This window comes from Sedimentitalea xiamensis, assembly GCF_030164465.1.
In the GTDB taxonomy this organism is placed as follows: domain Bacteria; phylum Pseudomonadota; class Alphaproteobacteria; order Rhodobacterales; family Rhodobacteraceae; genus Sedimentitalea; species Sedimentitalea xiamensis.
Genome location: NZ_JASNJE010000009.1, coordinates 107,196 through 129,107 on the forward strand (window position 1 = coordinate 107,196; position 21,912 = coordinate 129,107).

Genomic DNA, 21,912 nt, shown 5'->3' on the forward strand with positions numbered 1-21,912 from the left:
CAACGAAAAGGAAAGTGACACGTGGCACGTATTGCCGGCGTTAATATCCCGACTGCAAAGCGGGTTCCCATCGCCCTCACCTATATCACCGGAATTGGCAACGCGACCGCCAAGACCATCTGCGACTCCGTCGGCATCGACCAGTCGCGCCGCGTCAACGAACTGAGCGACAGCGAAGTCCTTCAGATCCGCGAATACATCGACGCCAACCTGAACGTCGAAGGCGACCTGCGCCGCGAGACCCAGATGAACATCAAGCGTCTGATGGACCTCGGCTGCTATCGCGGTCTGCGTCACCGCCGCAACCTGCCGGTTCGCGGTCAGCGCACCCACACCAATGCCCGCACCCGCAAAGGCCCCGCAAAGGCCATTGCCGGCAAGAAGAAATAAGGGAGGGTCTGACCGATGGCACGCGACAAGACGCGCATGAAGCGCAAGGAACGCAAGAACATCGCCGCCGGCGTGGCGCATGTGAACAGCTCCTTCAACAACACCAAGATCCTGATCTCCGACGTCCAGGGCAACGCGATCAGCTGGTCCTCCGCCGGCACCATGGGCTTCAAGGGCTCGCGCAAGTCGACCCCCTACGCCGCCCAGATGGCCGCCGAGGATGCGGGCCGCAAGGCGCAGGAACACGGCGTCAAGACGATCGAAGTCGAAGTCCAGGGCCCCGGCTCGGGCCGCGAAAGCGCCCTGCGCGCGCTGGCCGCTGTCGGCTTCAACATCACCTCGATCCGCGATGTGACGCCGATGGCGCACAACGGCTGCCGCCCGCCAAAGCGCCGCCGCGTCTGATCGATCTACCTGTTGCCGGGGGCTGCGCAGATTCGCGCGGCCCCTCTACGTCATTCTGAAACCTCGGGCGCGCGCATTTTCTCGGACATGGATGCGGGCAGGAATGGAGGGACACATGATCCACAAGAATTGGGCAGAGCTGATCAAGCCGACCCAGCTTGACGTCAAGCCGGGCAACGATCCCGCGCGTCAGGCCACCGTCGTGGCGGAACCGCTGGAACGCGGCTTCGGCCTGACGCTGGGCAACGCGCTGCGCCGCATCCTGATGAGCAGCCTTCAGGGCGCCGCCATCACCTCGGTGCAGATCGACAACGTGCTGCATGAATTCTCCTCCGTCGCCGGTGTGCGCGAGGACGTGACCGACATCATCCTGAACCTCAAGGGCGTCAGCCTGCGCATGGAAGTCGAAGGCCCCAAGCGCCTGTCGATCCAGGCCAAGGGTCCGGCGATCGTCACCGCGGGCGACATCAGCGAAAGCGCCGGGATCGAGATCCTGAACCGCGACCACGTGATCTGTCACCTGGACGACGGCGCCGACCTGTTCATGGAACTGACCGTGAACACCGGCAAGGGCTATGTCTCCGCCGAAAAGAACAAGCCCGAGGACGCCCCCATCGGCCTGATCCCGATCGACGCGATCTATTCGCCGGTCAAGCGCGTGTCCTACGACGTGCAGCCGACCCGCGAAGGCCAGGTGCTGGACTACGACAAGCTGACCATGAAGGTCGATACCGACGGTTCGATCACCCCGGATGACGCCGTGGCCTTCGCCGCGCGGATCCTGCAGGACCAGCTGTCGATCTTCGTCAACTTCGACGAACCGGAAAGCGCCAACCGCCAGGACGACGACGACGGGCTGGAATTCAACCCGCTGCTGCTCAAGAAGGTGGACGAGCTGGAACTGTCGGTTCGTTCGGCGAACTGCCTGAAGAACGACAACATCGTCTATATCGGCGACCTGATCCAGAAGACCGAGGCCGAGATGCTGCGCACCCCGAACTTCGGCCGCAAGTCGCTGAACGAGATCAAGGAAGTGCTCTCGGGCATGGGCCTGCATCTGGGCATGGACGTCGAGGACTGGCCGCCCGACAATATCGAGGACCTGGCCAAGAAATTCGAGGACGCGTTCTAGGAACGGCCGCACCCTCGTATGCACGCGGTATGCACGGCGTATGTACGCCCTGCACACCGCAAAATCGGGCGATCCCGCCCCAAGGAGAGTTCCTGACACGCATCGGGAACCGGACAAAGCAAAACCGCCCGTAGAGGGCAAGAACGGAGAAAGAAAATGCGTCACGCACGTGGATACCGCCGGCTCAACCGGACTCATGAACACCGCAAGGCCCTGTTTTCCAACATGGCCGGATCGCTGATCGAACACGAACAGATCAAGACCACCCTGCCCAAGGCCAAGGAACTGCGCCCGATCATCGAGAAGATGATCACCCTCGCCAAGCGCGGCGACCTGCACGCCCGCCGTCAGGCCGCGGCCAGGCTGAAGGAAGACAAGGACGTCGCCAAGCTGTTCGACGTTCTCGGCCCCCGCTACAAGGACCGCCAGGGCGGCTATGTCCGTGTTCTGAAAGCAGGATTTCGCTATGGCGACATGGCGCCGATGGCGATCATCGAATTCGTCGACCGCGACCGCGACGCGAAAGGCGCCGCCGACAAGGCCCGCCTCGCCGCCGAAGAGGCCGCCGAGGACTGAGGCGTCCGCCCGCATCGGACAGCCGGACCCCCGCCCCTAGGGCGGGGGTTTTTCGTTGCGGGCCGCGCCATCCGTCCGCATGGCTTGCATTCCCGCGAACGGCCTCGCATATCAGGGCAAAGCCCCGAGGTTCCCATGTTCCGTCCGCATCTTCTCGTCCTTCTTCTGGTCCTTGCCCTGTCGCCGCCCCTCCAGGCGGACACGCGCATTCCCCAATCGCAGGCCGAGATCGCCCTGGGTTTCGCCCCCCTGGTCAAACAGGCCGCGCCCGCCGTGGTCAACATCTACGCGCGCCGGATCGTGCAGGCGCAGCGCACCCCGTTCATGAACGACCCGTTCTTTGAGGATTTCTTCCGCGGTTTCGGCAATCCGCAGCCGCGGGTGCAGAATTCGCTCGGCTCAGGCGTGATCCTGTCCGACGATGGCATCGTCGTGTCCAACTACCATGTGGTGGGCATGGCGACGGATATCCGCGTCGTGCTGGCCGACCGGCGTGAATTCACCGCCAGGGTGCTTCTGGGCGACCAGGAAAGCGATCTCGCGGTGCTGCAACTGGAAGACGCGAGCGGCCTGCCGGCCCTGAGCCTGCGCAATTCCGACCAGGTGGAAGTCGGGGAACTGGCGCTGGCCATCGGCAACCCTTTTGGCATCGGACAGACCGTGACCAGCGGCATCGTGTCCGGCCTCGCCCGGTCCGGCGCCGCCACCGGGCAGGCCCGCGGCTATTTCATCCAGACCGACGCGGCGATCAATCCGGGCAATTCCGGCGGTGCGCTGATCGACGTCAACGGTGGCCTGATCGGCATCAACACGTCAATCATCAGCCGATCGGGCGGCTCCAACGGGATCGGGTTCGCGATCCCGGCCAATCTGGTCGCGGAATTCGTGCAGCAGGCGCGGCAGGGCATGGCGCGGTTCGAACGCCCCTGGGCCGGGATGTCGGGCCAGCCGGTCAATTCGGACCTGGCCGAGTCGCTGGGACTGGCGGTGCCGGACGGGATCGTGATTTCCGATCTGCATCCGGCCAGCCCCTTCGCGCGCGCCGGCCTTTCCGTCGGTGACGTGATCACCCATGTGGATGGGCAACCGGTGAATTCCCCGCAGGAGATGATGTTTCGCATGACCGTTGCCGGCATCGGCGAGAGCGCTTCGGTGCGGTGGATGCGGGACGCCGAGGAAAAGACCAGCGACGTGGCGATGATCCCCGCGCCCGACGATCCGCCGGCGGAAGAAAGCAGCCTCGGGCCTGGGACGGTCCTGCCCGACCTGACCGTCGCCCGCGCCAACCCGGCGATCGTCTCGCGCTACGGCTTGCCGCTGTCCACGGAGGGCGTGATCGTGACCGATCCCGGTCCGCTGGGCGGACGGGTCGGGGTCCAGGTCGGGGACGTGATCCGGGCGATCAACGGCGACGCCGTGAACCGCAGCGCCGATGTGGAAACCGCGCTGACCCGGCCTGGCCGCACCGTGCGTATGGACCTGTTGCGGGGCGGCCAGCGGCTGAGCCTGCGGTTCCGGCTCTGACCGGTGGCGGATCTGTTCGATACCGCCGCGCAGGCGAGCGACGGCCACCCGGCGCGCAACCGGCCGCTGGCGGACCGGCTGCGGCCGGCTGCGCTGGACGAGGTGATCGGCCAGGACCAGATTCTGGGACCGGACGCGCCGCTGGGCGCGATGCTGGCGGCGGGCAGTCTCGGCAGCCTGATCCTCTGGGGGCCGCCCGGCGTCGGCAAAACAACCATCGCGCGGCTGCTGGCGGATGCCACAGACCTGCATTTCGTCCAGATCAGCGCCATTTTCACCGGCGTGCCGGACCTGAAAAAGGTGTTCGAGGCGGCGCGGATAAGGCGGCAGAACGGGCAGGGCACGCTGCTTTTCGTCGATGAAATCCACCGCTTCAACAAGGCCCAGCAGGACGGCTTCCTGCCGCATATGGAAGACGGCACGATCCTCTTGGTGGGCGCGACGACGGAGAACCCGAGTTTCGAACTGAACGCCGCCCTTCTGAGTCGCGCGCAGGTGCTGGTGCTGGAACGGCTGACGCCCGCCGATCTCGAACTCCTGACCCAGCGCGCCGAGCGCGAACTGGGCCGCAAGCTGCCCCTGACCGGGGCGGGGCGCGACGCGCTGCACGAGATGGCCGATGGCGACGGGCGCGCGCTCCTCAACCTGATCGAACAGGTCGCGGCCTGGAAAACCGACGCGCCGCTTGACCCCGAGGCGCTGGGAAAGCGCCTGATGCGGCGGGCGACGAAATACGACAAGTCGGGCGACGAGCATTACAACCTGATCTCGGCGCTGCACAAATCGGTGCGCGGATCGGACCCGGACGCGGCGCTCTACTGGCTGGCGCGGATGCTCGCGGGCGGGGAAGACCCGCGCTATCTGGCGCGCCGCATCACCCGCATGGCGATCGAGGATATCGGCCTGGCCGACCCGCAGGCCCAGGCCCATTGCCTGCACGCCTGGGAGGTCTACGAACGGCTCGGCAGTCCAGAGGGCGAACTGGCGCTGGCGCAGGCGGTCACCTACCTGGCGCTGGCGCCGAAATCCAACGCCGCCTACGCTGGCTTCAAGGCGGCGATGAAGCTGGCGAAACAGACCGGCAGCACACCGCCGCCGAAGCACATCCTGAATGCACCGACGGGGCTGATGAAGGAACAGGGTTATGGCGCCGGCTATGCCTATGATCACGACGCCGAAGACGGGTTCTCCGGGCAGAACTATTTCCCCGAGGACGTGAAGCGCCCGGTGCTCTTTGCCCCGGTGGAACGCGGGTTCGAACGCGAACTGAAGAAGCGGCTGGACTATTTCGCGAAGCTCCGGATGCAGCGTGGTGGCAACTAGGAGCGGAGCGGGTCGTCACTCATCGCAGGGCCCGGCCAGGGCAACCAAATGACTGCGGCCCGCACTGCTTGACTCTGCGCGCCTCCCGCGCGACATGCCACCCATGGTTTCAACTGTCTTCCTCGTGGCGCTTGGCGGCGCAATCGGCGCTTCGCTGCGCTATCTGACCGGCGTCGGAGTGATGCGCCTGCTCGGGCCGCAGGAATTCCCGGTGGCGATCATCACGGTCAATGTCGTCGGATCCTTCCTGATGGGGGTCTTCGTGGTTGCCGCAGCGCAGCGCGGGCTGACCCATTTCAGCCCCTTCGTAATGACGGGTCTGCTGGGCGGGTTCACCACGTTTTCGGCGTTTTCGCTGGAAACCATGACGCTGCTCCAACGGGGCGACAGCGGACATGCGCTGCTTTATGTGGTCTTGTCCGTGGGGCTTTCCGTCGGCGGCCTGGCGCTGGGCCTAATGGCCGCGAGAGGAGTTTTCACATGAGCGGTGTTCAGACGATCACGGTCGAAGAGGCCGACACCGACCAGCGCATCGACCGCTGGCTGCGCCGCCTGTTCCCGCATGTCAGCCAGGGCCGCATCGAAAAGATGTGCCGCAAGGGCGAACTGCGCGTCGATGGCGGCCGGGTCAAGGCGTCGTCCCGCGTGATGGCCGGCCAGGTTGTGCGCGTTCCGCCGCTGCCGGACAAGGATCACAGCCCGGCGCCGTTGCAGACACGCATATCGCAGGCCGATGCGAAGATGATCCGCGACTGCGTGATCTACCGCGACGACCATGTGATCGCGCTGAACAAGCCGCCGGGGCTGGCGGTGCAGGGCGGCAGCGGCACCACGCGCCATGTCGACGGTCTGGCCGCGGCGCTGATGTTCGACCTGGAGGAAAAACCGCGCCTGGTGCATCGGCTCGACAAGGACACATCGGGCGTCCTGCTGCTGGCGCGCACCCGCATCGCCGCAAAGGCGCTGACCGCCGCGTTCCGCCATCGCAGCACGCGCAAGATCTACTGGGCGCTGGTGGCGGGTGTGCCGACCCCCTATCTGGGCGAGATCAAGACCGGGCTGGTCAAGGCGCCGGGGCACGGCAAGGACGGCGAGGGCGAAAAGATGATCGTCGTGCACCCCGCCGACATCGACGCGACGCCCGGCGCAAAACGGGCGCATACGCTCTATGCCACGCTCTACCGCGTCGCGGGACGCGCCGCCTGGGTGGCGATGGAGCCCCTGACCGGGCGCACCCATCAGTTGCGCGCGCATATGGCGGGCATCGGCCATCCGATCGTCGGAGACGGCAAATACGGCGGGTCGGGCCAGGACAACCTTGGCGATGGCTGGGGCGCGCAGCTCGGCGGCATCATCAGCAAGAAGCTGCACCTGCACGCGCGGTCGCTGTCGTTCGAACATCCTGTCACCCGCAGGATCGTCACCGTGACCGCCCCCTTGCCCGATCACATGAAGGAAAGCTGGGACACCTTCGGCTGGACCGAGGATCTGGCCGCCGACGACCCGTTCGAAGAGTTGCAATGACCGACCGGCTGCGCCTGATCCTGTTCGACGTGGATGGCACCCTGGTGGACAGCCAGGCCAGCATCCTCGGCGCGATGGCGGCGGCTTTCGCCGCGACCGGGCAGCCGGCGCCGGACCGCGCCGCGGTCTTGGGGATCGTCGGGTTGTCGCTCGATCACGCGATGGCGCGGCTGGCGCCGACCGCCACTGCGAAGGCGCAGGCGGACCTGGTAGCGGCCTACAAGGATGCCTTTTTCGCGCAGAGGCTGGCCGGGGCGGCCCCGCCGATCCTCTATCCCGGCGCCCGCGAAACGGTCGAAAGGCTGGCGGCGCAGCCGGGCACGCTTCTGGGCGTCGCGACGGGAAAATCCAGGCGCGGCCTGGATGCGCTGCTGGAATCGCTGGGGATGGAACGCAGCTTCATCACCCGGCAGGTGGCGGACGACCATCCGTCCAAACCGCACCCCTCGATGATCCTGACCGCGATGGCGGAAACAGGCGTGGCGGCGGCAGATACGGTGATGGTCGGCGATACCAGCTACGACATGGACATGGCGCAGGCGGCGGGGGTGGCGGGCATCGGCGTCAGCTGGGGCTATCACGCGCCCGCCGCCCTCGCTGCGGCCCGGCGGGTGATCGACCGGTTCGGCGACCTGCCCGGCGCGATGGATGCGATCCGGAAAGAGACACGATGAGCGAATGGAAACAGAAACGGTTCTGGGACGCGGCGACGGTCGTCGGAACAGAGACCGGGTTTGCCATCGAACTGGACGGGCGGCGGGTCAAGACCCCGGCGAAGGCGGCGCTGGTCCTGCCGACCCGCGCCATGGCCGAGGCCGCCGCCGCCGAATGGGCGGCTCAGGACAAGGTGGTGAACCCGCTCACCATGCCGGTGACGCGTTCGGCCAATGCGGCGATCGACAAGGTGCGCATCCAGCACGCCGAAGTGGCCGACATGCTGGCGGCCTATGGCGATGCGGATCTGTTGTGCTACCGCGCCGATACGCCGCCACAGCTGGTCGCGCGCCAGTCCGAGCAGTGGGACCCGGCGCTGGACTGGGCGGAAGAAACCTTTGGCGTCCGCCTGCAACCGCGCAGCGGGGTCGTGCATCAGCCGCAGGACGGCGGCGCCTTGTCCCGCCTGTCGGACCCGGTGCACCGGATGACCGATTTTCAGCTGGCGGCCTTTCACGATCTCGTCAGCCTGTCCGGGTCGCTGATCCTGGGCTTCGCCGCCGCGATGAACTGGAAGACGCCAGAGGACATCTGGACCATTTCCCGGCTCGACGAGCTTTGGCAGGAAGAACAGTGGGGGCCGGACGAAGAGGCGCAGGCGCTGGCCGCGCTGAAGCACGCGGCGTTCCTTCATGCCAAGCGGTTTTTCGATCTGGCCTGACGGGCCGGACCCTGTTTCGCATCAAGCCTGACGAAGGGGCAGCCGCCGTCCGCGGCCTTGAATTGTTGGATCATACCCTTGACGTTTGGAGATAAATCCGCCCAAACTTGACCCCACTGAAGGGGAGCACCCCTTTTTCGGTGACATATTCGGTGCCAAGCGTGCCGGGTGAACCGCCCTAAATCGCGGCGGAAAATCAGGAAGAGGTAGAAATGAGAAAAACCGTATTGTTTGGCGCACTTACTGTAGCCGGTCTCGCTGCGAGCGCCGCGGCGGCAGGCACACTGGATGACGTCAAGGCGCGCGGCAAGCTGAATTGCGGCGTGACCACCGGGCTGGCGGGTTTTGCCGCACCGGACGCGAACGGCGAATGGAACGGCTTTGACGTGGATGTCTGCCGCGCCGTGGCCGCCGCGGTTCTGGGCGACCCGAAAGCCGTCGAATTCGTGCCCACCACCGGCAAGACCCGCTTCACCGCGCTGGCGTCTGGTGAAATCGACATGCTGGCCCGCAACACGACCTGGACGTTCAGCCGTGACGTGGATCTGAAATTCGACTTCGTGGGCGTCAACTATTACGACGGTCAGGGCTTTCTCGTTCCCAAGGAACTGGGCGTGACATCGGCCAAGGAACTGGACGGCGCGACCGTCTGCATCCAGACCGGCACCACCACGGAACTGAACCTGGCCGACTTCTTCCGGGCGAACAACATCAGCTACGAGCCGGTTCCGATCGAAACCAACGCCGAAGGCCAGCAGCAATATCTGGCCGGAGCCTGTGACACCTACACGACCGACGCTTCCGGCCTGGCCGCGACCCGCGCCACTTTCGAAGATCCGTCGGCGCATGCGCTGCTGCCCGAGATCATTTCGAAAGAACCGCTCGGTCCGCTGGTCCGCCATGGCGACAACGAATGGGGCGACCTGGTCCGCTGGACCTTGAATGCACTGATCGCCGCCGAAGAATATGGCGTCACCTCGACCAACATCGCTGAACTGAGCGCGGGCACCAACAACCCGGAAATCAACCGTCTGCTCGGCACCGAAGGCAACCTTGGCGAAATGCTGGGCCTGTCGGCGGATTGGGCCAAGAACGCGATTATGGCCGGCGGCAACTATGGTGAGATCTTCGCCAAGAACATCGGCGAGGCGACACCGATCGGGCTGGCGCGCGGCCTGAACGCGCAGTGGACCAACGGCGGCCTGCTGTATTCCCCGCCGTTCCGGTAAAATACGAAAAGACAAGGGCGCAGATGCAAATCTGCGCCCTTCGCACTTTACAGACTGCGAAGAACCACAACCGGCCACCAGCCAAAGCGCTGAATGATAATCAATACCGGCCGGGACCACGGGGAACACATCAATGACGACAATATCCGACCCTCAGCAGGAGTCGTTCCGGCTTTCTATGCTGCTGAACGACACACGTTACAGGTCCTTGACCTTTCAGGCCATCGCTCTGCTGGTCCTGATCGTGTCCTTCGCCTATCTGGGCAACAACCTGATCAGCAATCTGCGGGCCGCGGGACTCAACATCTCGTTCGAATTCCTCGGCAGCCCGGCCGGATACGACATCAACCAGACCCTTATCGACTACAACAGCCAGTCCACCAATGCGCGGGCCGCGATGGTGGGAATCATCAACACCTTGCTCGTCGCCTTTCTCGCCTGCGTGACGGCGACGGTGCTCGGGGTGCTCGCCGGGGTGCTGCGCCTGTCCAACAACTGGCTGGTCCGCAAGCTGATGTCGTTCTACGTGGAAATTTTCCGGAACATCCCGGTGCTGATCTGGATCATCATCATCTTCACGATCATGACGGCGGTGCTTCCGGGGCCGCGCGATTTCAGGGGCGATGACGCCACGGCGTCGATGGTGCTGGGCTCGTTTGCCTTCACCAACCGCGGCATCTATGTTCCCGCGCCGATCTGGGGGGCGGGGTCCGGCATCGTCGTCGCCATATTCGTGGCATCGATCGCCGGAGTCTTCGCCTACCGCCGCTATGCGACGAAACTGCTCTACGACACCGGCCGCCTGCTGCCGATGTTCTGGCCCAGCGTCGCGATCCTGCTGCTGCCGACGATCGTCGCCTTCTATCTGCTCGGCCGGCCCATCGGGTTGGACTATCCGGAACTCAAGGGGTTCAACTTCGCCGGCGGCATCAAGATTGGCGGGCCGCTGATCGCCCTGTGGTTCGCGCTGTCGATCTATACCGGTGCCTTCATCGCCGAAAACGTGCGCGCCGGCATCCAGTCCGTGTCCAAGGGCCAGACGGAGGCGGCATCGGCCCTGGGGCTGCGTCCGGGCCGGGTGATGAACCTCGTCGTTCTGCCGCAGGCGCTGCGGGTGATCATTCCGCCGCTGATCTCGCAGTATCTGAACATCACCAAGAACTCGTCGCTGGCGATCGCCGTCGGATACGCGGACATCACCGCGACGCTGGGGGGCATCACGCTGAACCAGACCGGGCGCGCCATCGAATGCGTGCTGCTTCTGATGCTGTTCTACCTGACGATTTCGCTGTCCATCTCGGCGATCATGAACGTCTACAACAATTCCATGAAACTCAAGGAGCGCTGAGCCATGTCAGATACGCATGAGCATTCTGTCGCTTTTGTCCGCACCCAGGCGGTTCCCGCCGCGCCTCCGCCGTTCCAGGCGACCGGCCCGGTCAAGTGGGTCCGCGAGAACCTGTTCGCCAATATTCCCAACGCGATCCTGACGCTTCTGTCCTTCTACGCGATCTATGTCGTGCTGTCGGCGACGCTGCCCTGGATGCTGAACGGAATCTGGAACACGCAGAGCCTGGCGGAATGCCGCGAGATCCTGCAAGGCGCGACCGGGGCGTGTTTCTCGGTTCTCGTGGAACGCTGGAACCAGTTGCTGTTCGGTTTCACCTATCCGGCCGAGATCTACTGGCGTCCGACACTGGCCTTCGTGCTGCTGTTCCTGGCGGCGGCGCCGGTTCTTTTCTTCGATCTGCCGCGCAAGCTCCTGGTGTTCACCGCGCTCTATCCGTTCATCGCCTACTACCTGATCTGGGGCGGCACGGTCTGGACGCCGGTGTTCGCGCTACTGGGCGTCGTGGGCGGTTTTCTCGTCTATGTGCGCTTCGTTCGCAACAGCTTTGCCGCCGGGTTCTTCGGCGGCATCGCGGCGGCCTTCGTGATCTGGTGGATCGCCGGGTTCATCGTGCCGATGCTGGCATGGGAGAACCCGGTCCTGGCCGCGGTTCCGAGCCGCGACATGGGGGGGTTCATGCTCAACATGATGCTGGGCGTGGTCTGTGTGTCGCTGTCGCTGCCCATCGGCATCGCGCTGGCGCTCGGGCGGCAGTCGTCGATGCCGCTGATCAAGATCATCTGCGTGGTCTTCATCGAATTCGTGCGCGGCGTGCCGCTCATCACCCTGCTGTTCGTCGCCTCGGTGGTGCTGGCCTATTTCTTCCCGCCGGATGCGACGATCGACCTGATCCTGCGGGTGATCATCATGATCACCATGTTCAGTTCGGCCTATATCGCCGAGGTGATCCGGGGCGGGCTGGCCGCCTTGCCGAAAGGGCAATACGAGGCGGCGGATTCGCTGGGGCTCGACTATCCGCAGGCGATGCGGCTGATCATCCTGCCGCAGGCGCTCAAGATCTCGATTCCCGGCATCGTCAACGTCGCCGTCGGTCTGTTCAAGGACACCACGCTGGTTTCGGTCATATCGATGTTCGACCTCGTGGGCATGATCCGCGGCCCGATCCTTGCCTCGACCGAATGGAACGGCGTCTACTGGGAACTCTTCATGTTCGCAGCACTTCTGTTCTTCATCGTCTGCTACGGCATCTCGCAATACTCGCAGTGGCTGGAACGCCGCCTTGCGACCGACCACCGATAAGGAAAACGCATCATGGCCGAAACTGCCCAAATGAAGGTCTCGGACGAGGTCGCCATCTCGATCCAGAAGATGAACAAGTGGTATGGCACCTTTCACGTGCTGCGCGACATCGACCTGACGGTCTATCGCGGCGAACGGATCGTGATCTGCGGCCCGTCCGGGTCAGGGAAATCGACCCTGATCCGCTGCATCAATGCGCTTGAGGAACATCAGAAAGGCTCCATCGAAGTGGATGGCACCCTGCTGTCGTCGGACCTCAAGAACATCGACAAGATCCGGTCGGAGGTTGGCATGTGTTTCCAGCACTTCAACCTGTTCCCGCATCTGACTATCCTGGAAAACTGCACCCTCGCGCCGATCTGGGTGCGCAAGACGCCCAAGAAGGAAGCCGAGGAAACCGCGATGCATTTCCTCACCAAGGTCAAGATTCCCGATCAGGCGGACAAGTATCCGGGGCAGCTTTCCGGCGGCCAGCAGCAGCGGGTCGCCATCGCGCGCAGCCTTTGCATGCGCCCGCGCATCATGCTGTTTGACGAACCGACCTCGGCGCTTGACCCGGAGATGATCAAGGAAGTGCTCGACACGATGATCGAGCTGGCCGAAGAAGGCATGACGATGCTCTGCGTCACGCATGAAATGGGCTTTGCCCGTCAGGTCGCGAACCGGGTGATCTTCATGGACGAGGGCCAGATCGTCGAACAGAACGAACCTGAGGCGTTCTTCAGCAACCCGCAAAGCCCGCGCACGCAACTGTTCCTGAGCCAGATTCTCGGGCACTGACCGCGCGCTCAGGCGGCAAAGGGCCGGGCGGCTTGCCCGGCCTTTTGTTTTATTCGGGCGGGGTGTCGGTCAGATCGCGCGGGGTGATGAAATCCAGCACCTCGCCCTGGCCGGTATCCAACGCGTCCCAGGTGTCGATGTCAAAGCGCAGCACGATGGTCGCGCCGGTCGGAAAGTCGTGGAACTTGCGGTGATCCGGCGGCGTCCTGGCCAGGATTTCGGCGAATTCGCTGATGCCCGGATTGTGGCCGATCATCAGCACCGTGTCGCCCCTCGCCATTTCCAGCACCAGCTGCATGTCGGTCGGGTTGGCGTGGTAGAGCGCGCCGGTGAATTCGGCCTCAATCGGCAGGTCGAGGCCGGCGAAGGTCGCGCGGGTGCGTATGGAATCCGATACCAGCGCCTGATCCGGCTGCCAGCCCGCGTCGCGGAGCCAGCCGCCAAGCGCCACTGCGGCGGCCCGGCCGCGCTTGTTCAGCGGGCGGTCGTGGTCGGATAACGCCGGATGGTCCCAGCTGGATTTGGCGTGGCGCATCAGGATCAGGGTTCGGGTCATTTCGGATGGAACGCTTTCATGTGCAGGGCCGATTGGCCGGATGTGCGGGCCGCCCCGGCGCTGACCGGGCAGGCGCGGCGCGCGGCGCATCCGTGAACCAGGCAGTCGCCGCCCGCCGTCGTGTCGAGATAAGCATGACAGGCGCCAAGATCATAGGGGGCTTGGGCGCTGAATGCGCCGACCGGACAGGCGGTGAGACAGGGACGGTCACGGCAGGACCCGCAAGGCGAGATGCGGCTCGGGGCAGGAAACGGGATCCTGTCCGGGAAGTGCAGGGCGCCCCGATAGCTGATCATCAGCCCGACCTCCACATGCACCAGCATTCCGGTGGGGCTGGAAAACGCCCGTCCGGAGGCCAGGGCCCAAGCCACAAATGGTGCATGGGGCGGCCCGCCGAACGGGTAGCGAGCGGTCGCGCCAAGGGCGTCCGCCATGCCGCCGATCACCCGAAGCGACCAGCGGTCGATCGGGTCGGCCCGGCCATCGCCCGATTCGGGCGCAACGAGAAATCCGGGCCAGAATCCCGGGCCCGCGCCCAGCAGAACCAGCGTGCCGCCGTCGCGGTCCCCGGTGGTCTCCGGGTTCAGAGCGCCCATGACCAGCAGGCCGTGCTCTTCGGCGAGGCTGCAAAGCGCGTCGTAGGTTGTCGAAGTCATGATCGAACCCGGCCCGTCTGGTTGTTCCTGGGTTTCAGCTTGCCTGCGGTCTGTCAAACCGGAATCCGCGGCGATGCCGTGATCGCGATCCGCGCATCGCCTGTTCAGTCGGGCCGGATCAGCGATCCCGCGCCATGTTCGGTAAACAGTTCCAGCAGGCATGCATTGGGCGCGCGGCCATCCAGTATCACCACCGCGCGCACGCCGCCGTCTATGGCATCCAGGGCGGTTTCGGTCTTGGGGATCATACCACCGGCGATCACCCCGTCGGCGGTCAGCTGGCGGATCTGGGCGGCCTTCAGTTCCGTCAGGACCTCGCCTTCGGCATTCTTGACGCCGGACACGTCGGTCAGCAGCAGCAGCCGGTCGGCCTTGAGTGCGGCAGCGATGGCGCCCGCCGCCGTGTCACCGTTGACGTTGAACGTCTCGCCATTCCGCCCCGCCCCAAGGGGTGCGATGACCGGGATCATGTCGTGCTCAAACAGCGAACGGAGCAACCGCGTGTCCATGTCGGCGGGGGTGCCGACAAATCCGAGCGCCGGATCGGTCTGATCGCAGATCATCAGGTTGGCATCCTTGCCCGACAATCCCACGGCGCGGCCGCCCTGGCGGTTGATCGCCTGCACGATGCGTTTGTTGACCAGCCCGGACAGCACCATCTCGACCACTTCGACAGTCGCCGCGTCGGTGACGCGCTTGCCGTTCACGAAATCCGACTTGATGGCCAGTTTGTCCAGCAATGCATTGATCATCGGCCCGCCGCCATGCACGACCACCGGGTTCACCCCGACCTGCTGCATCAGGACCACGTCCCGCGCGAAACTGTCCATCGCGGCATCGCTGCCCATCGCGTGGCCGCCGAGTTTGATCACGACGATCGCGTCCGTGTAGCGTTGCAGATAGGGCAGGGCGCTTGACAGCGTTGCCGCCGTGGCAATCCAGTCGCGGTTCATGTTCTGTGTCTTCATCCTGATCAACCCGTCAGAGAAAGATGTCACGGTTCGTGCCGGCCCGGCAAGCGCGGGTCAGGTCAATGTTGCGATGATCGTGCGCAGCGTGGCGATCCCGTCACCTTTTTCCGAACTGGTCAGCACGATTTCCGGATAGGCCGCCGGGTGGCGCGCCAGCGCCTTGCGCACCTGGTCCAGCACCTTGTCGCGCTCCGCCGCCTTGACCTTGTCGGTCTTGGTCAGCACGCATTGAAAAGTCACCGCCGCGCTGTCCAGAAGCGACAGGATCTCTTCGTCCACCTTCTTGATGCCGTGGCGCGCGTCGATCAGCACGAAGGCGCGGCGCAGGGTCGGGCGGCCGGACAGGTATTGCTTGAGCAGCTTCTGCCATTTTTCGACCACCGGCAGTGGAGCGTTGGCGAAACCGTAGCCCGGCAGGTCCACCAGATACAGTTCCGGCCCCTGCGCGAAATAGTTGATCTCTTGCGTGCGGCCCGGCGTGTTGGAGGCGCGCGCCAGCGCCTTGGTGCCCGTCAGGGCATTGATCAGCGTGGATTTCCCGACGTTGGATCGCCCTGCGAAACAGACCTCCATCCGGTCGGCGGGGGGGAGGCCGGACATGGCGACCACGCCCTTGACGAAGACCGATTCCTGCGCGAACAGGAGCCGCCCCTTTTCGGCGCTGAGATGGTCCGGCCGTTCGGCCAGGGGAAAGGTCATCTGCATCATAGCACCTGCACACTGTCGCCGATCGCGACGGGACCGCTCCGAATGACTTCGGCGCGGACGCTGAAATCCTGGTGGCCCCAGGTGTTCAGCGCGCCCAGCGTGTCGGCGTCGCGCCGGCCGGTGTCCGGGTTCGCGGTGGTCGCGGCACAGCGATCGGTGCGTTCGCGTATCCGCAGGACCGCGCCGCCGATCCGAACGTCCCGGTTCATCCAGTCGAATTCGATCCAGGGGTTTTCGCCATCGAACCAGATGTTGCCGCGCCAGCGGTGGATCGACAATTCGTGCCCCAGCCTCTGTTCCACCGCCCGGTGCGACGCCGCGTTGCACAGGGTGACAGAGGGAAAATCGCTGTCGGTCATGCCCCGGTCAGGGACCCGCAGGATGCGGGCAGAGGCCGCGCGGTCCTTTGGCATCAGCGGATCGACCCAGATCAGGAAGGCCGCCAGATCCCGGTCGGGATCAAAGGTCAGGTCCGTCAGCCGTGGGTGGGACAGGGTGACAAGGCCCGTCGAGTCGTCGAGCCGGGCGGTGATCGCCATCAGGCCGGCCACCTTGGACACCCGGCTGAAATTCACGCAGGGCGCCCATTGGCTGCCATCGGCCTTGGAACGGTCATGCGCCACCGCCCAGATCCTGTCGCCGGGCATGGTGCGCCCGGCGCTCAGGATGACGCGGTCGATCGCTTCGCGCCCATGGCTCTTGATCGGGTGACGCCAGAGGCTGGTGACGGCGCCGGTCATTTCTTTTCCGTCTTCGCCTTTCTGGAAAAGCCCGATCTGATGTTGCCGAAGACATCGGGCTTATACCCCTGGCTGCGCATGATGATGTATTGCTGGGTGAAGGTGATCGTGTTGTTCGCGATCCAGTAGACCACCAGCCCGCTGGCGAAACTGCCCAGCATGAACATGAACACCCAGGGCATCCAGGCAAAGATCATCTGCTGCGTCGGGTCGGTCGGCGCCGGGTTCAGCTTTTGCTGGACCCACATGGAGATGCCCAGAAGCAGTGGCAGGATGCCGATGAAGATGGTCGCCATCAGGGAGCCGGGTTCCGGCGCCGCGTTCGGAAGCAGCCCGAACAGGTTGATGATCGACGTCGGATCCGGGGCCGACAGGTCCTGGAACGGGCCGAACCAGGGCGCATGGCGCAGTTCGATGGTGACGAAGATCACCTTGTAGAGCGAAAAGAAGATCGGGATCTGCAAGAGGATCGGCAGGCATCCTGCGGCCGGGTTGACCTTTTCTTTCTTGTAGAGCTCCATCATCCCCTGTTGCAGTTTCTGGCGGTCGTCGCCCGCCTTTTCCTTCAGCGCTTCCATCTGCGGCTGAAGTTCCTTCATCTTGGCCATCGATACATAGGACTTGTAGGCCAGCGGGAACAGGATCGCCTTGATGATCAGGGTCAGGCCGATGATCGACCAGCCCATGTTGCCGATCAGCGCATGGATGTTGTGCAGCAGCCAGAAGATCGGCTTGGTCAGGAAGAAGAACCAGCCCCAGTCGATACTGTCGACGAAGTTCTGGATCCCGCTGCGTTCATACTCCCGCAGGGTTTCCCATTCCTTGGCCCCGGCGAACAGCATGGTCGTGACGGTCGTGCTTTGGCCGGCGGCAACGGTCTGGGTCGGCAGCACCGCCTCTGCCTGGTAGATGTCCCGCGCCTCGTCATACTTGGCCACCGACTTGAAGGGGCTGCCGGGTTCGGGGATCAGGGTGGTCATCCAGAAGTGGTCGGTAAAGCCGATCCAGCCGTTCTCTGCGACCTGCGTGACCTCGGCGCGCGCGCCTTCGCGGGAATCCACGGCGAAATCGCGCATGTCGGAATAATCTGTTTCCGTCAGCTTGCCATCGGCCATCGCCACCAGGCCTTCGTGCAGAATGAAGAAGTTCCTCAGGTCCTGGGGCTCTCCATGGCGCGCGAGAACCCCGTAGGGCGCGAGGCTCGCGGTCATGTCCGAACCGTTCTGCACGCTTTGGGTGACGGTGAACATGAAGTTGGCGTCGATCCCGATCGTGCGGCGGAAGGTCATGCCCTTGTCGTTTGTCCATGCAAGCACGATCGGGGCATCAAGCCCGAGCGTCTGGCCGTTCTCCAGCGTCCATCGGGTGTTCGCGCCGGGAACGTCGTCCAGCGTCAGCCCGGCTCCGGGGGCCCAGCCATATAGAGCGTAATACGCGGAGTCCGTGCCGACGGGAGACAGGAGCGTGACAATGGGAGACTGGGGATCGATGGTTTCCCGGTAATCCTTGAGCGACAGGTCGTCGATGCGTCCGCCCAGGAGCGAAATGCTTCCCGTGAGACGCGGGGTGTCGATCTCCACGCGCGGTGCTTCGGCCAGGGTCTCCTGCCGCGTTTCGACTTGCAGCGTGCTTCCGGCCGGTGCTTCGGCCGTCGTCGGCGCTGTCGCAAGGCCGTCGCCGGGCGCGGTCAGTTCCCCTGTCGTCACCTCCGGCGCCGGGGTCGGTTCGGGTGGCGGGAACACGACGAACCAGATCAGTATCACGAGGAAACTGAGAGCGGTTGCGAGAATGAGGTTCTTGTTCTGATCGTCCATCGGGGACAGCCACCTTGTGCATGCAAAGACAGGGTGGGTTCAACAGAGTGCAGCCCCAAAGGTCAAGCGGAATCGCCCCGATTGGCCCTGTTCGGTGGACCCGCCGGCGGCGGATCGACCGGTTCGTCAGATGACGTCGCGGCCGATCTTCGGGGCGTCCTGCAATTTCGCGACATGCGAGGTTATCCAGTCCAGAGTCTGATCGAAGGGCATGGGACGCGCGATGCCGAAGCCCTGCACATGGTCGCACCCAAGCTGCGCCAGAAGCGCATGTTCGCCGACGGTTTCCACGCCCTCGGCCAGCGTTTCCAGCTCCAGCCGTTCGGCCATGGTCAGGATGGCGCCGATCAGGCGCTGCTGTTCCGGGTCGCGGTCCGCCTTCATCACGAAGGAGCGGTCGATCTTGATCCGCGAGATCGAAAACCGGCGAATGGAGGCGATCGACGCATGCCCGGTTCCGAAATCGTCCAGGTCGATCCGGCATCCCAGGTCCGCGAGACCCGCGATATTGCGGGTGACGGTATCGTCGGGATTGTCGGTGACGACGGTTTCGAGAATTTCCACCGACAGGCGGTTTGGCGAAAGTTCGAAACGGTCGAGTTCCCAGCGAATCTTGTCCACGAGCCGGGGGTTGCGCAATTCGTCCGTCGCGAAGTTCACACCGACGCGCGGCACGTCCATCCCTGCGCTGTCCCAGGCCTTGAGCGCCGTCAATGCATGGTAGAGCATGACCTGTCCCAGCCGCTCCATCAGGCCGGCCTCTTGCATCGCGGGCAGGAACACATCCGGGGCGATCATTCCGTGAACCGGATGCAACCAGCGCGCGAGCGTCTCGAACCCGGTGACTTTCCCGGTGTCGGTCGAGATCTGGGGCTGATACCAGGGCTGGATCTGTCCGTTTTCGAGCGCCGCCGCCGCGTTGTCCCGCAGGTCGTTCCGGGCCTTGGTCTTGCGCTGGATTTCAGCGGAATAGGCGCGGATGGCCGATGGCCCGGTATTGTTCGCGTCCGCCAATGCGGCGGTTGCGGCATTCATCCAGTCCTGACCCGTCTTGCCCGGTGCGCGGCTGCGCAGGCAGAACCCGATGCTGCAGGATGTGTAGACCGACATCCCGTCCAGCGAAATCGGTTCCTCGACCTCGCTTTGCAGGCGGCCAGACAGCTGGATGCACAATTCCAGGTCCAGTTGGCGCACGGCCATCAGGCAGATCGCGAACCGGCTGTCCCCGATCCGGGCCACCGTGTCTCCGTCCCGCAGAGCGGACAGAATCCGTTCGCCGCTGCGCTGCACGATGGAATCCGCCGCGGTTAGCCCATACCGGTCGACGGTCTCCCTATAGTCGTCCAGTTCCAGAATAAAACATGCAGATCGCAGCCCCGATGTTTCCGTGTCTTCATAGACCTGCCGGACCACGGTGTCGAAACCGTCGCGCAGCAACAGGCCGGTCACGCTGTCGCGGGGCACGCCTGTCCCGTTCGGCCAGCGACCGAAGGCGCCCGCCAGCGCAAACAGGAGCGGCAGACCCAGGGCCAGCATGACCAGCGCCTTTTCGCCCCCGAGCCAGAAGGCCGCCAGGGTGACGGCCGGCAGGAAGGCGAGAACCGGAGGACCGGTCAGAACCGGAACAATCCGATTGCGAAACCGGGTCAACTGGCCGGACAGCGGGTTCATCATGGGGCTACCTTTCGAAAACGGGCACGGGGCACCCGGCGAAACTAGACATCCGGTTCTGACGGCGGGGTTAACGTAAATATGGAATTTCGTTCGATTTGTTTGTTTTTTGTGCCGGCAGTCTGGCAAGCCCCGAGAAATCGAACAGATTCGGGTCCAGAAGGTGCGAGGGCCGCGCGTTCATCAGGGCGCGGAACATCACCTGACGGCGTCCAGGGCTGTTTGATTCCCATCCGTCGAGGATCCGCTTGACCTGCTGGCGCTGCAATCCGTCCTGCGAGCCACACAGATCGCAGGGAATGATCGGATAGTTCATCGCGGCGGCGAAGCGTTCGCAGTCCGCCTCCGCCACATGGGCCAAGGGGCGGCAGACGAACAGATCGCCGTCTTCATTGACCAGCTTGGGCGGCATCGTCGCAAGGCGTCCGCCGTGAAACAGGTTCATGAAAAAGGTTTCGAGAATATCGTCGCGGTGATGGCCGAGCACGACCGCGCAACAGCCTTCCTCGCGCGCGATCCGATAGAGATTGCCGCGCCGCAGGCGGGAGCAGAGCGCGCAATAGGTGCGTCCGGCGGGCACCTTGTCGATCACGACCGAATAGGTGTCCTGGTATTCGATCCGGTGCGGCACGCCCTTTTCCTTTAGGAACGCCGGCAGGACCGTCGCCGGAAAACCGGGCTGGCCCTGATCCAGATTGCAGGCCAGGATGTCCACCGGTAGCAGTCCGCGCCATTGCAATTCATGCAGAACCGCCAGCAGGGTATAGCTGTCCTTTCCGCCGGACAGGCAGACCAGCCAGCGGGCGCGCGGTGCCGCGGGGTCGCGGTCGACCATGCCATATTGATCGATCGCTTCGCGCGTCTGGCGCACGATGCGTTTTCGCAGTTTCTTGAACTCTGTGGTTCGGGGCGCACCGGCGAAAAGCGGGTGGATGTCGTCGTCTTGATCCAGCATCGTTTCGCCCTAGTGGAGTCGCCCCGGTCGGGCAAGGGGCGCTCTGCGGGGCCGTCGTGATGCGGTCCCGCAGAGCGCAGGAGAGAGATCTGCCCGCGGCAGTCCGCCTTGGATCAGCCGACGACGTTGTAGCCGCGCCCGCGCATGCAGTTCCTGACAATGACCTCGCGGTTATGGGTCTTCTGGATCGCGTTGGAGGTCAGGCCCGCCACCGCACCGACGGCGGCGGCCCGGCCGAGGTCGTCGCTGTTGTCGTTGATGATGACCGAGGAGGCCGCGCCAAGCCCGGCTCCGGCAGCGGCCGCGCCGGCGGTGCTGCTGTCGATGGTGGCCTGCGAGGCGGCGAGCTGCTGACACTGGTACAGGTCGGCGTTGAAGTTCGGGCCGACCGGTCCATCGATCACCGGCGTGTAGTTGGCGCCGACATTGGAGCATGCCGCGATCAGTCCGACCAGCGGCAGGGCGAAGAGGGGTTTGAGAGAGGCCATGCGATGTCCTTGTGTTGCTATGTTGGGCGCCCGGCCCGATCCTTTGTGCGGCTGGCGGCTCACACTAGGAATATCGTTTGGGACGGCGAAAGGGCAAGGCCCCTGTTGCGCACGGGCCGGGATTCGCCTTTCTGAACCGGCGCGCGGCCTCGGGGGTATTCCTGACCAGGGAGGCAAGACAGTCGGATCATCCCAATGGCGGCAATTGCGCTGACCGTGATGGGGTGCGTCGGACGGTCGGGCGCTGACACGAGCGAAAAACTCACCTGTGAGGATGGCCGCACCAAAACGACGCGTCTGGTCGCGGCGCAAGACAGGGCCGAGACCTGGGTCGGCACCCCGTCCGGGACGTTGCGGGTAAAGTTCGACGACTGGATGTGGCTGTTGACAGAGTGCCGGCTGCTGACCCGCGTGTAGAAGTTCGGCGTCACCATCGGCGAGGTCA

24 protein-coding genes are annotated in these 21,912 nt (G+C 64.4%); 15 read left to right on the forward strand and 9 right to left on the reverse strand.

The genetic code is table 11. The annotated features are described in order from the left end of the window. The first annotated feature begins 21 nt into the window (after positions 1–21). The 14 genes from rpsM (at position 22) to QO034_RS09960 (ending at position 12,908) form a co-directional block, all read left to right on the forward strand. Positions 22–390: a 30S ribosomal protein S13 gene (gene rpsM, locus QO034_RS09895; RefSeq protein WP_284485361.1), complete on the forward strand. Its 369-nt coding sequence runs from the start codon at positions 22–24 to the stop codon at positions 388–390. A gap of 15 nt (positions 391–405) precedes the next feature. Next, on the forward strand, positions 406–795 hold the full coding sequence (gene rpsK, locus QO034_RS09900; protein ID WP_284485362.1) for a 30S ribosomal protein S11: 390 nt from the start codon (positions 406–408) through the stop codon (positions 793–795). Positions 796–910: 115 nt separating this feature from the next. Next, on the forward strand, positions 911–1,927 hold the full coding sequence (locus QO034_RS09905; protein ID WP_284485363.1) for a DNA-directed RNA polymerase subunit alpha: 1,017 nt from the start codon (positions 911–913) through the stop codon (positions 1,925–1,927). A gap of 156 nt (positions 1,928–2,083) precedes the next feature. Then, positions 2,084–2,503: a 50S ribosomal protein L17 gene (gene rplQ / locus QO034_RS09910; protein ID WP_284485364.1), complete on the forward strand. Its 420-nt coding sequence runs from the start codon at positions 2,084–2,086 to the stop codon at positions 2,501–2,503. Positions 2,504–2,638: 135 nt separating this feature from the next. Next, a complete protein-coding gene (locus tag QO034_RS09915; RefSeq protein ID WP_284485365.1) occupies positions 2,639–4,027 on the forward strand; it encodes a trypsin-like peptidase domain-containing protein in 1,389 nt (462 codons plus the stop codon). A 3-nt stretch (positions 4,028–4,030) separates the two neighbouring features. Continuing rightward, entirely contained in the window at positions 4,031–5,350 is a 1,320-nt protein-coding gene (locus tag QO034_RS09920) for a replication-associated recombination protein A (RefSeq protein ID WP_284485366.1), read from the forward strand. Positions 5,351–5,453: 103 nt separating this feature from the next. Further along, positions 5,454–5,834, forward strand: a complete 381-nt coding sequence (gene crcB, locus QO034_RS09925) for a fluoride efflux transporter CrcB (protein ID WP_284485367.1) — start codon at positions 5,454–5,456, stop codon at positions 5,832–5,834. Continuing rightward, the gene (locus QO034_RS09930; protein ID WP_284485368.1) at positions 5,831–6,874 is read left to right on the forward strand and encodes an RluA family pseudouridine synthase; all 1,044 of its coding nucleotides are present in this window, start codon (positions 5,831–5,833) and stop codon (positions 6,872–6,874) included. The genes crcB and QO034_RS09930 overlap by 4 nt, the downstream gene beginning before the upstream one ends. Beyond that, entirely contained in the window at positions 6,871–7,548 is a 678-nt protein-coding gene (locus QO034_RS09935; RefSeq protein ID WP_284485369.1) for an HAD-IA family hydrolase, read from the forward strand. The genes QO034_RS09930 and QO034_RS09935 overlap by 4 nt, the downstream gene beginning before the upstream one ends. Continuing rightward, positions 7,545–8,249 (forward strand): ATP12 family chaperone protein, encoded by a 705-nt coding sequence (locus QO034_RS09940; RefSeq protein ID WP_284485370.1) that lies wholly within the window; start codon positions 7,545–7,547, stop codon positions 8,247–8,249. Before QO034_RS09935 ends, QO034_RS09940 begins: the two co-directional genes overlap by 4 nt. 212 nt (positions 8,250–8,461) lie before the next feature. Continuing rightward, positions 8,462–9,478, forward strand: coding sequence for an amino acid ABC transporter substrate-binding protein (locus tag QO034_RS09945; protein ID WP_284485371.1), 1,017 nt, complete (start codon positions 8,462–8,464; stop codon positions 9,476–9,478). A 133-nt stretch (positions 9,479–9,611) separates the two neighbouring features. Then, on the forward strand, positions 9,612–10,826 hold the full coding sequence (locus QO034_RS09950) for an amino acid ABC transporter permease (protein WP_284485372.1): 1,215 nt from the start codon (positions 9,612–9,614) through the stop codon (positions 10,824–10,826). A gap of 3 nt (positions 10,827–10,829) precedes the next feature. Further along, positions 10,830–12,128 (forward strand): amino acid ABC transporter permease, encoded by a 1,299-nt coding sequence (locus QO034_RS09955; protein ID WP_284485373.1) that lies wholly within the window; start codon positions 10,830–10,832, stop codon positions 12,126–12,128. A 12-nt stretch (positions 12,129–12,140) separates the two neighbouring features. Continuing rightward, positions 12,141–12,908 carry an amino acid ABC transporter ATP-binding protein gene (locus tag QO034_RS09960; protein WP_284485374.1) on the forward strand — a complete coding sequence of 256 codons (768 nt, stop codon included), beginning with the start codon at positions 12,141–12,143 and terminating at the stop codon, positions 12,906–12,908. A gap of 49 nt (positions 12,909–12,957) precedes the next feature. Here the strand turns inward: QO034_RS09960 and QO034_RS09965 are convergent, their stop codons facing one another. From QO034_RS09965 to QO034_RS10005, 9 genes are all read right to left on the reverse strand, one after another. After that, on the reverse strand, positions 12,958–13,464 hold the full coding sequence (locus QO034_RS09965) for a SixA phosphatase family protein (protein WP_284485375.1): 507 nt from the start codon (positions 13,462–13,464) through the stop codon (positions 12,958–12,960). Further along, a complete protein-coding gene (locus tag QO034_RS09970; RefSeq protein WP_284485376.1) occupies positions 13,461–14,120 on the reverse strand; it encodes a ferredoxin in 660 nt (219 codons plus the stop codon). Before QO034_RS09970 ends, QO034_RS09965 begins: the two co-directional genes overlap by 4 nt. 104 nt (positions 14,121–14,224) lie before the next feature. Further along, the gene (gene argB / locus QO034_RS09975; protein WP_284485377.1) at positions 14,225–15,088 is read right to left on the reverse strand and encodes an acetylglutamate kinase; all 864 of its coding nucleotides are present in this window, start codon (positions 15,086–15,088) and stop codon (positions 14,225–14,227) included. A 57-nt stretch (positions 15,089–15,145) separates the two neighbouring features. Continuing rightward, a complete protein-coding gene (gene yihA, locus QO034_RS09980) occupies positions 15,146–15,796 on the reverse strand; it encodes a ribosome biogenesis GTP-binding protein YihA/YsxC (protein ID WP_284485399.1) in 651 nt (216 codons plus the stop codon). Further along, the gene (locus QO034_RS09985; protein WP_284485378.1) at positions 15,796–16,539 is read right to left on the reverse strand and encodes an MOSC domain-containing protein; all 744 of its coding nucleotides are present in this window, start codon (positions 16,537–16,539) and stop codon (positions 15,796–15,798) included. Before QO034_RS09985 ends, yihA begins: the two co-directional genes overlap by 1 nt. Continuing rightward, a complete protein-coding gene (yidC, locus tag QO034_RS09990) occupies positions 16,536–18,353 on the reverse strand; it encodes a membrane protein insertase YidC (RefSeq protein WP_284485379.1) in 1,818 nt (605 codons plus the stop codon). Before yidC ends, QO034_RS09985 begins: the two co-directional genes overlap by 4 nt. Before the next feature lie 126 nt (positions 18,354–18,479). Then, positions 18,480–20,027: a putative bifunctional diguanylate cyclase/phosphodiesterase gene (locus QO034_RS09995; protein WP_284485380.1), complete on the reverse strand. Its 1,548-nt coding sequence runs from the start codon at positions 20,025–20,027 to the stop codon at positions 18,480–18,482. A gap of 67 nt (positions 20,028–20,094) precedes the next feature. After that, a complete protein-coding gene (ttcA, locus tag QO034_RS10000) occupies positions 20,095–20,979 on the reverse strand; it encodes a tRNA 2-thiocytidine(32) synthetase TtcA (protein WP_284485381.1) in 885 nt (294 codons plus the stop codon). Positions 20,980–21,092: 113 nt separating this feature from the next. Further along, complete coding sequence (locus QO034_RS10005) at positions 21,093–21,467, reverse strand: glycine zipper family protein (protein WP_284485382.1); 375 nt, start codon at positions 21,465–21,467, stop codon at positions 21,093–21,095. A 195-nt stretch (positions 21,468–21,662) separates the two neighbouring features. Here QO034_RS10005 and QO034_RS10010 point away from each other — a divergent pair, with 195 nt between their 5' ends. Next, positions 21,663–21,884 carry a hypothetical protein gene (locus QO034_RS10010; protein ID WP_284485383.1) on the forward strand — a complete coding sequence of 74 codons (222 nt, stop codon included), beginning with the start codon at positions 21,663–21,665 and terminating at the stop codon, positions 21,882–21,884. The last annotated feature ends 28 nt before the right edge of the window (positions 21,885–21,912 follow it).

Excerpts from the sequence above, each read along its gene's own strand:
- rpsK (WP_284485362.1), top strand. The coding sequence starts at position 406 with ATGGCACGCGACAAGACGCGCATGAAGCGCAAGGAACGCAAGAACATC.
- QO034_RS09905 (WP_284485363.1), top strand. The coding sequence starts at position 911 with ATGATCCACAAGAATTGGGCAGAGCTGATCAAGCCGACCCAGCTTGAC.
- rplQ (WP_284485364.1), top strand. The coding sequence starts at position 2,084 with ATGCGTCACGCACGTGGATACCGCCGGCTCAACCGGACTCATGAACAC.
- QO034_RS09915 (WP_284485365.1), top strand. The coding sequence starts at position 2,639 with ATGTTCCGTCCGCATCTTCTCGTCCTTCTTCTGGTCCTTGCCCTGTCG.
- crcB (WP_284485367.1), top strand. The coding sequence starts at position 5,454 with ATGGTTTCAACTGTCTTCCTCGTGGCGCTTGGCGGCGCAATCGGCGCT.
- QO034_RS09930 (WP_284485368.1), top strand. The coding sequence starts at position 5,831 with ATGAGCGGTGTTCAGACGATCACGGTCGAAGAGGCCGACACCGACCAG.
- QO034_RS09935 (WP_284485369.1), top strand. The coding sequence starts at position 6,871 with ATGACCGACCGGCTGCGCCTGATCCTGTTCGACGTGGATGGCACCCTG.
- QO034_RS09940 (WP_284485370.1), top strand. The coding sequence starts at position 7,545 with ATGAGCGAATGGAAACAGAAACGGTTCTGGGACGCGGCGACGGTCGTC.
- QO034_RS09945 (WP_284485371.1), top strand. The coding sequence starts at position 8,462 with ATGAGAAAAACCGTATTGTTTGGCGCACTTACTGTAGCCGGTCTCGCT.
- QO034_RS09950 (WP_284485372.1), top strand. The coding sequence starts at position 9,612 with ATGACGACAATATCCGACCCTCAGCAGGAGTCGTTCCGGCTTTCTATG.
- QO034_RS09955 (WP_284485373.1), top strand. The coding sequence starts at position 10,830 with ATGTCAGATACGCATGAGCATTCTGTCGCTTTTGTCCGCACCCAGGCG.
- QO034_RS09960 (WP_284485374.1), top strand. The coding sequence starts at position 12,141 with ATGGCCGAAACTGCCCAAATGAAGGTCTCGGACGAGGTCGCCATCTCG.
- QO034_RS09965 (WP_284485375.1), bottom strand. The coding sequence starts at position 13,464 with ATGACCCGAACCCTGATCCTGATGCGCCACGCCAAATCCAGCTGGGAC.
- QO034_RS09970 (WP_284485376.1), bottom strand. The coding sequence starts at position 14,120 with ATGACTTCGACAACCTACGACGCGCTTTGCAGCCTCGCCGAAGAGCAC.
- argB (WP_284485377.1), bottom strand. The coding sequence starts at position 15,088 with ATGAAGACACAGAACATGAACCGCGACTGGATTGCCACGGCGGCAACG.
- yihA (WP_284485399.1), bottom strand. The coding sequence starts at position 15,796 with ATGCAGATGACCTTTCCCCTGGCCGAACGGCCGGACCATCTCAGCGCC.
- QO034_RS09985 (WP_284485378.1), bottom strand. The coding sequence starts at position 16,539 with ATGACCGGCGCCGTCACCAGCCTCTGGCGTCACCCGATCAAGAGCCAT.
- yidC (WP_284485379.1), bottom strand. The coding sequence starts at position 18,353 with ATGGACGATCAGAACAAGAACCTCATTCTCGCAACCGCTCTCAGTTTC.
- QO034_RS09995 (WP_284485380.1), bottom strand. The coding sequence starts at position 20,027 with ATGATGAACCCGCTGTCCGGCCAGTTGACCCGGTTTCGCAATCGGATT.
- ttcA (WP_284485381.1), bottom strand. The coding sequence starts at position 20,979 with ATGCTGGATCAAGACGACGACATCCACCCGCTTTTCGCCGGTGCGCCC.
- QO034_RS10005 (WP_284485382.1), bottom strand. The coding sequence starts at position 21,467 with ATGGCCTCTCTCAAACCCCTCTTCGCCCTGCCGCTGGTCGGACTGATC.
- QO034_RS10010 (WP_284485383.1), top strand. The coding sequence starts at position 21,663 with ATGGCGGCAATTGCGCTGACCGTGATGGGGTGCGTCGGACGGTCGGGC.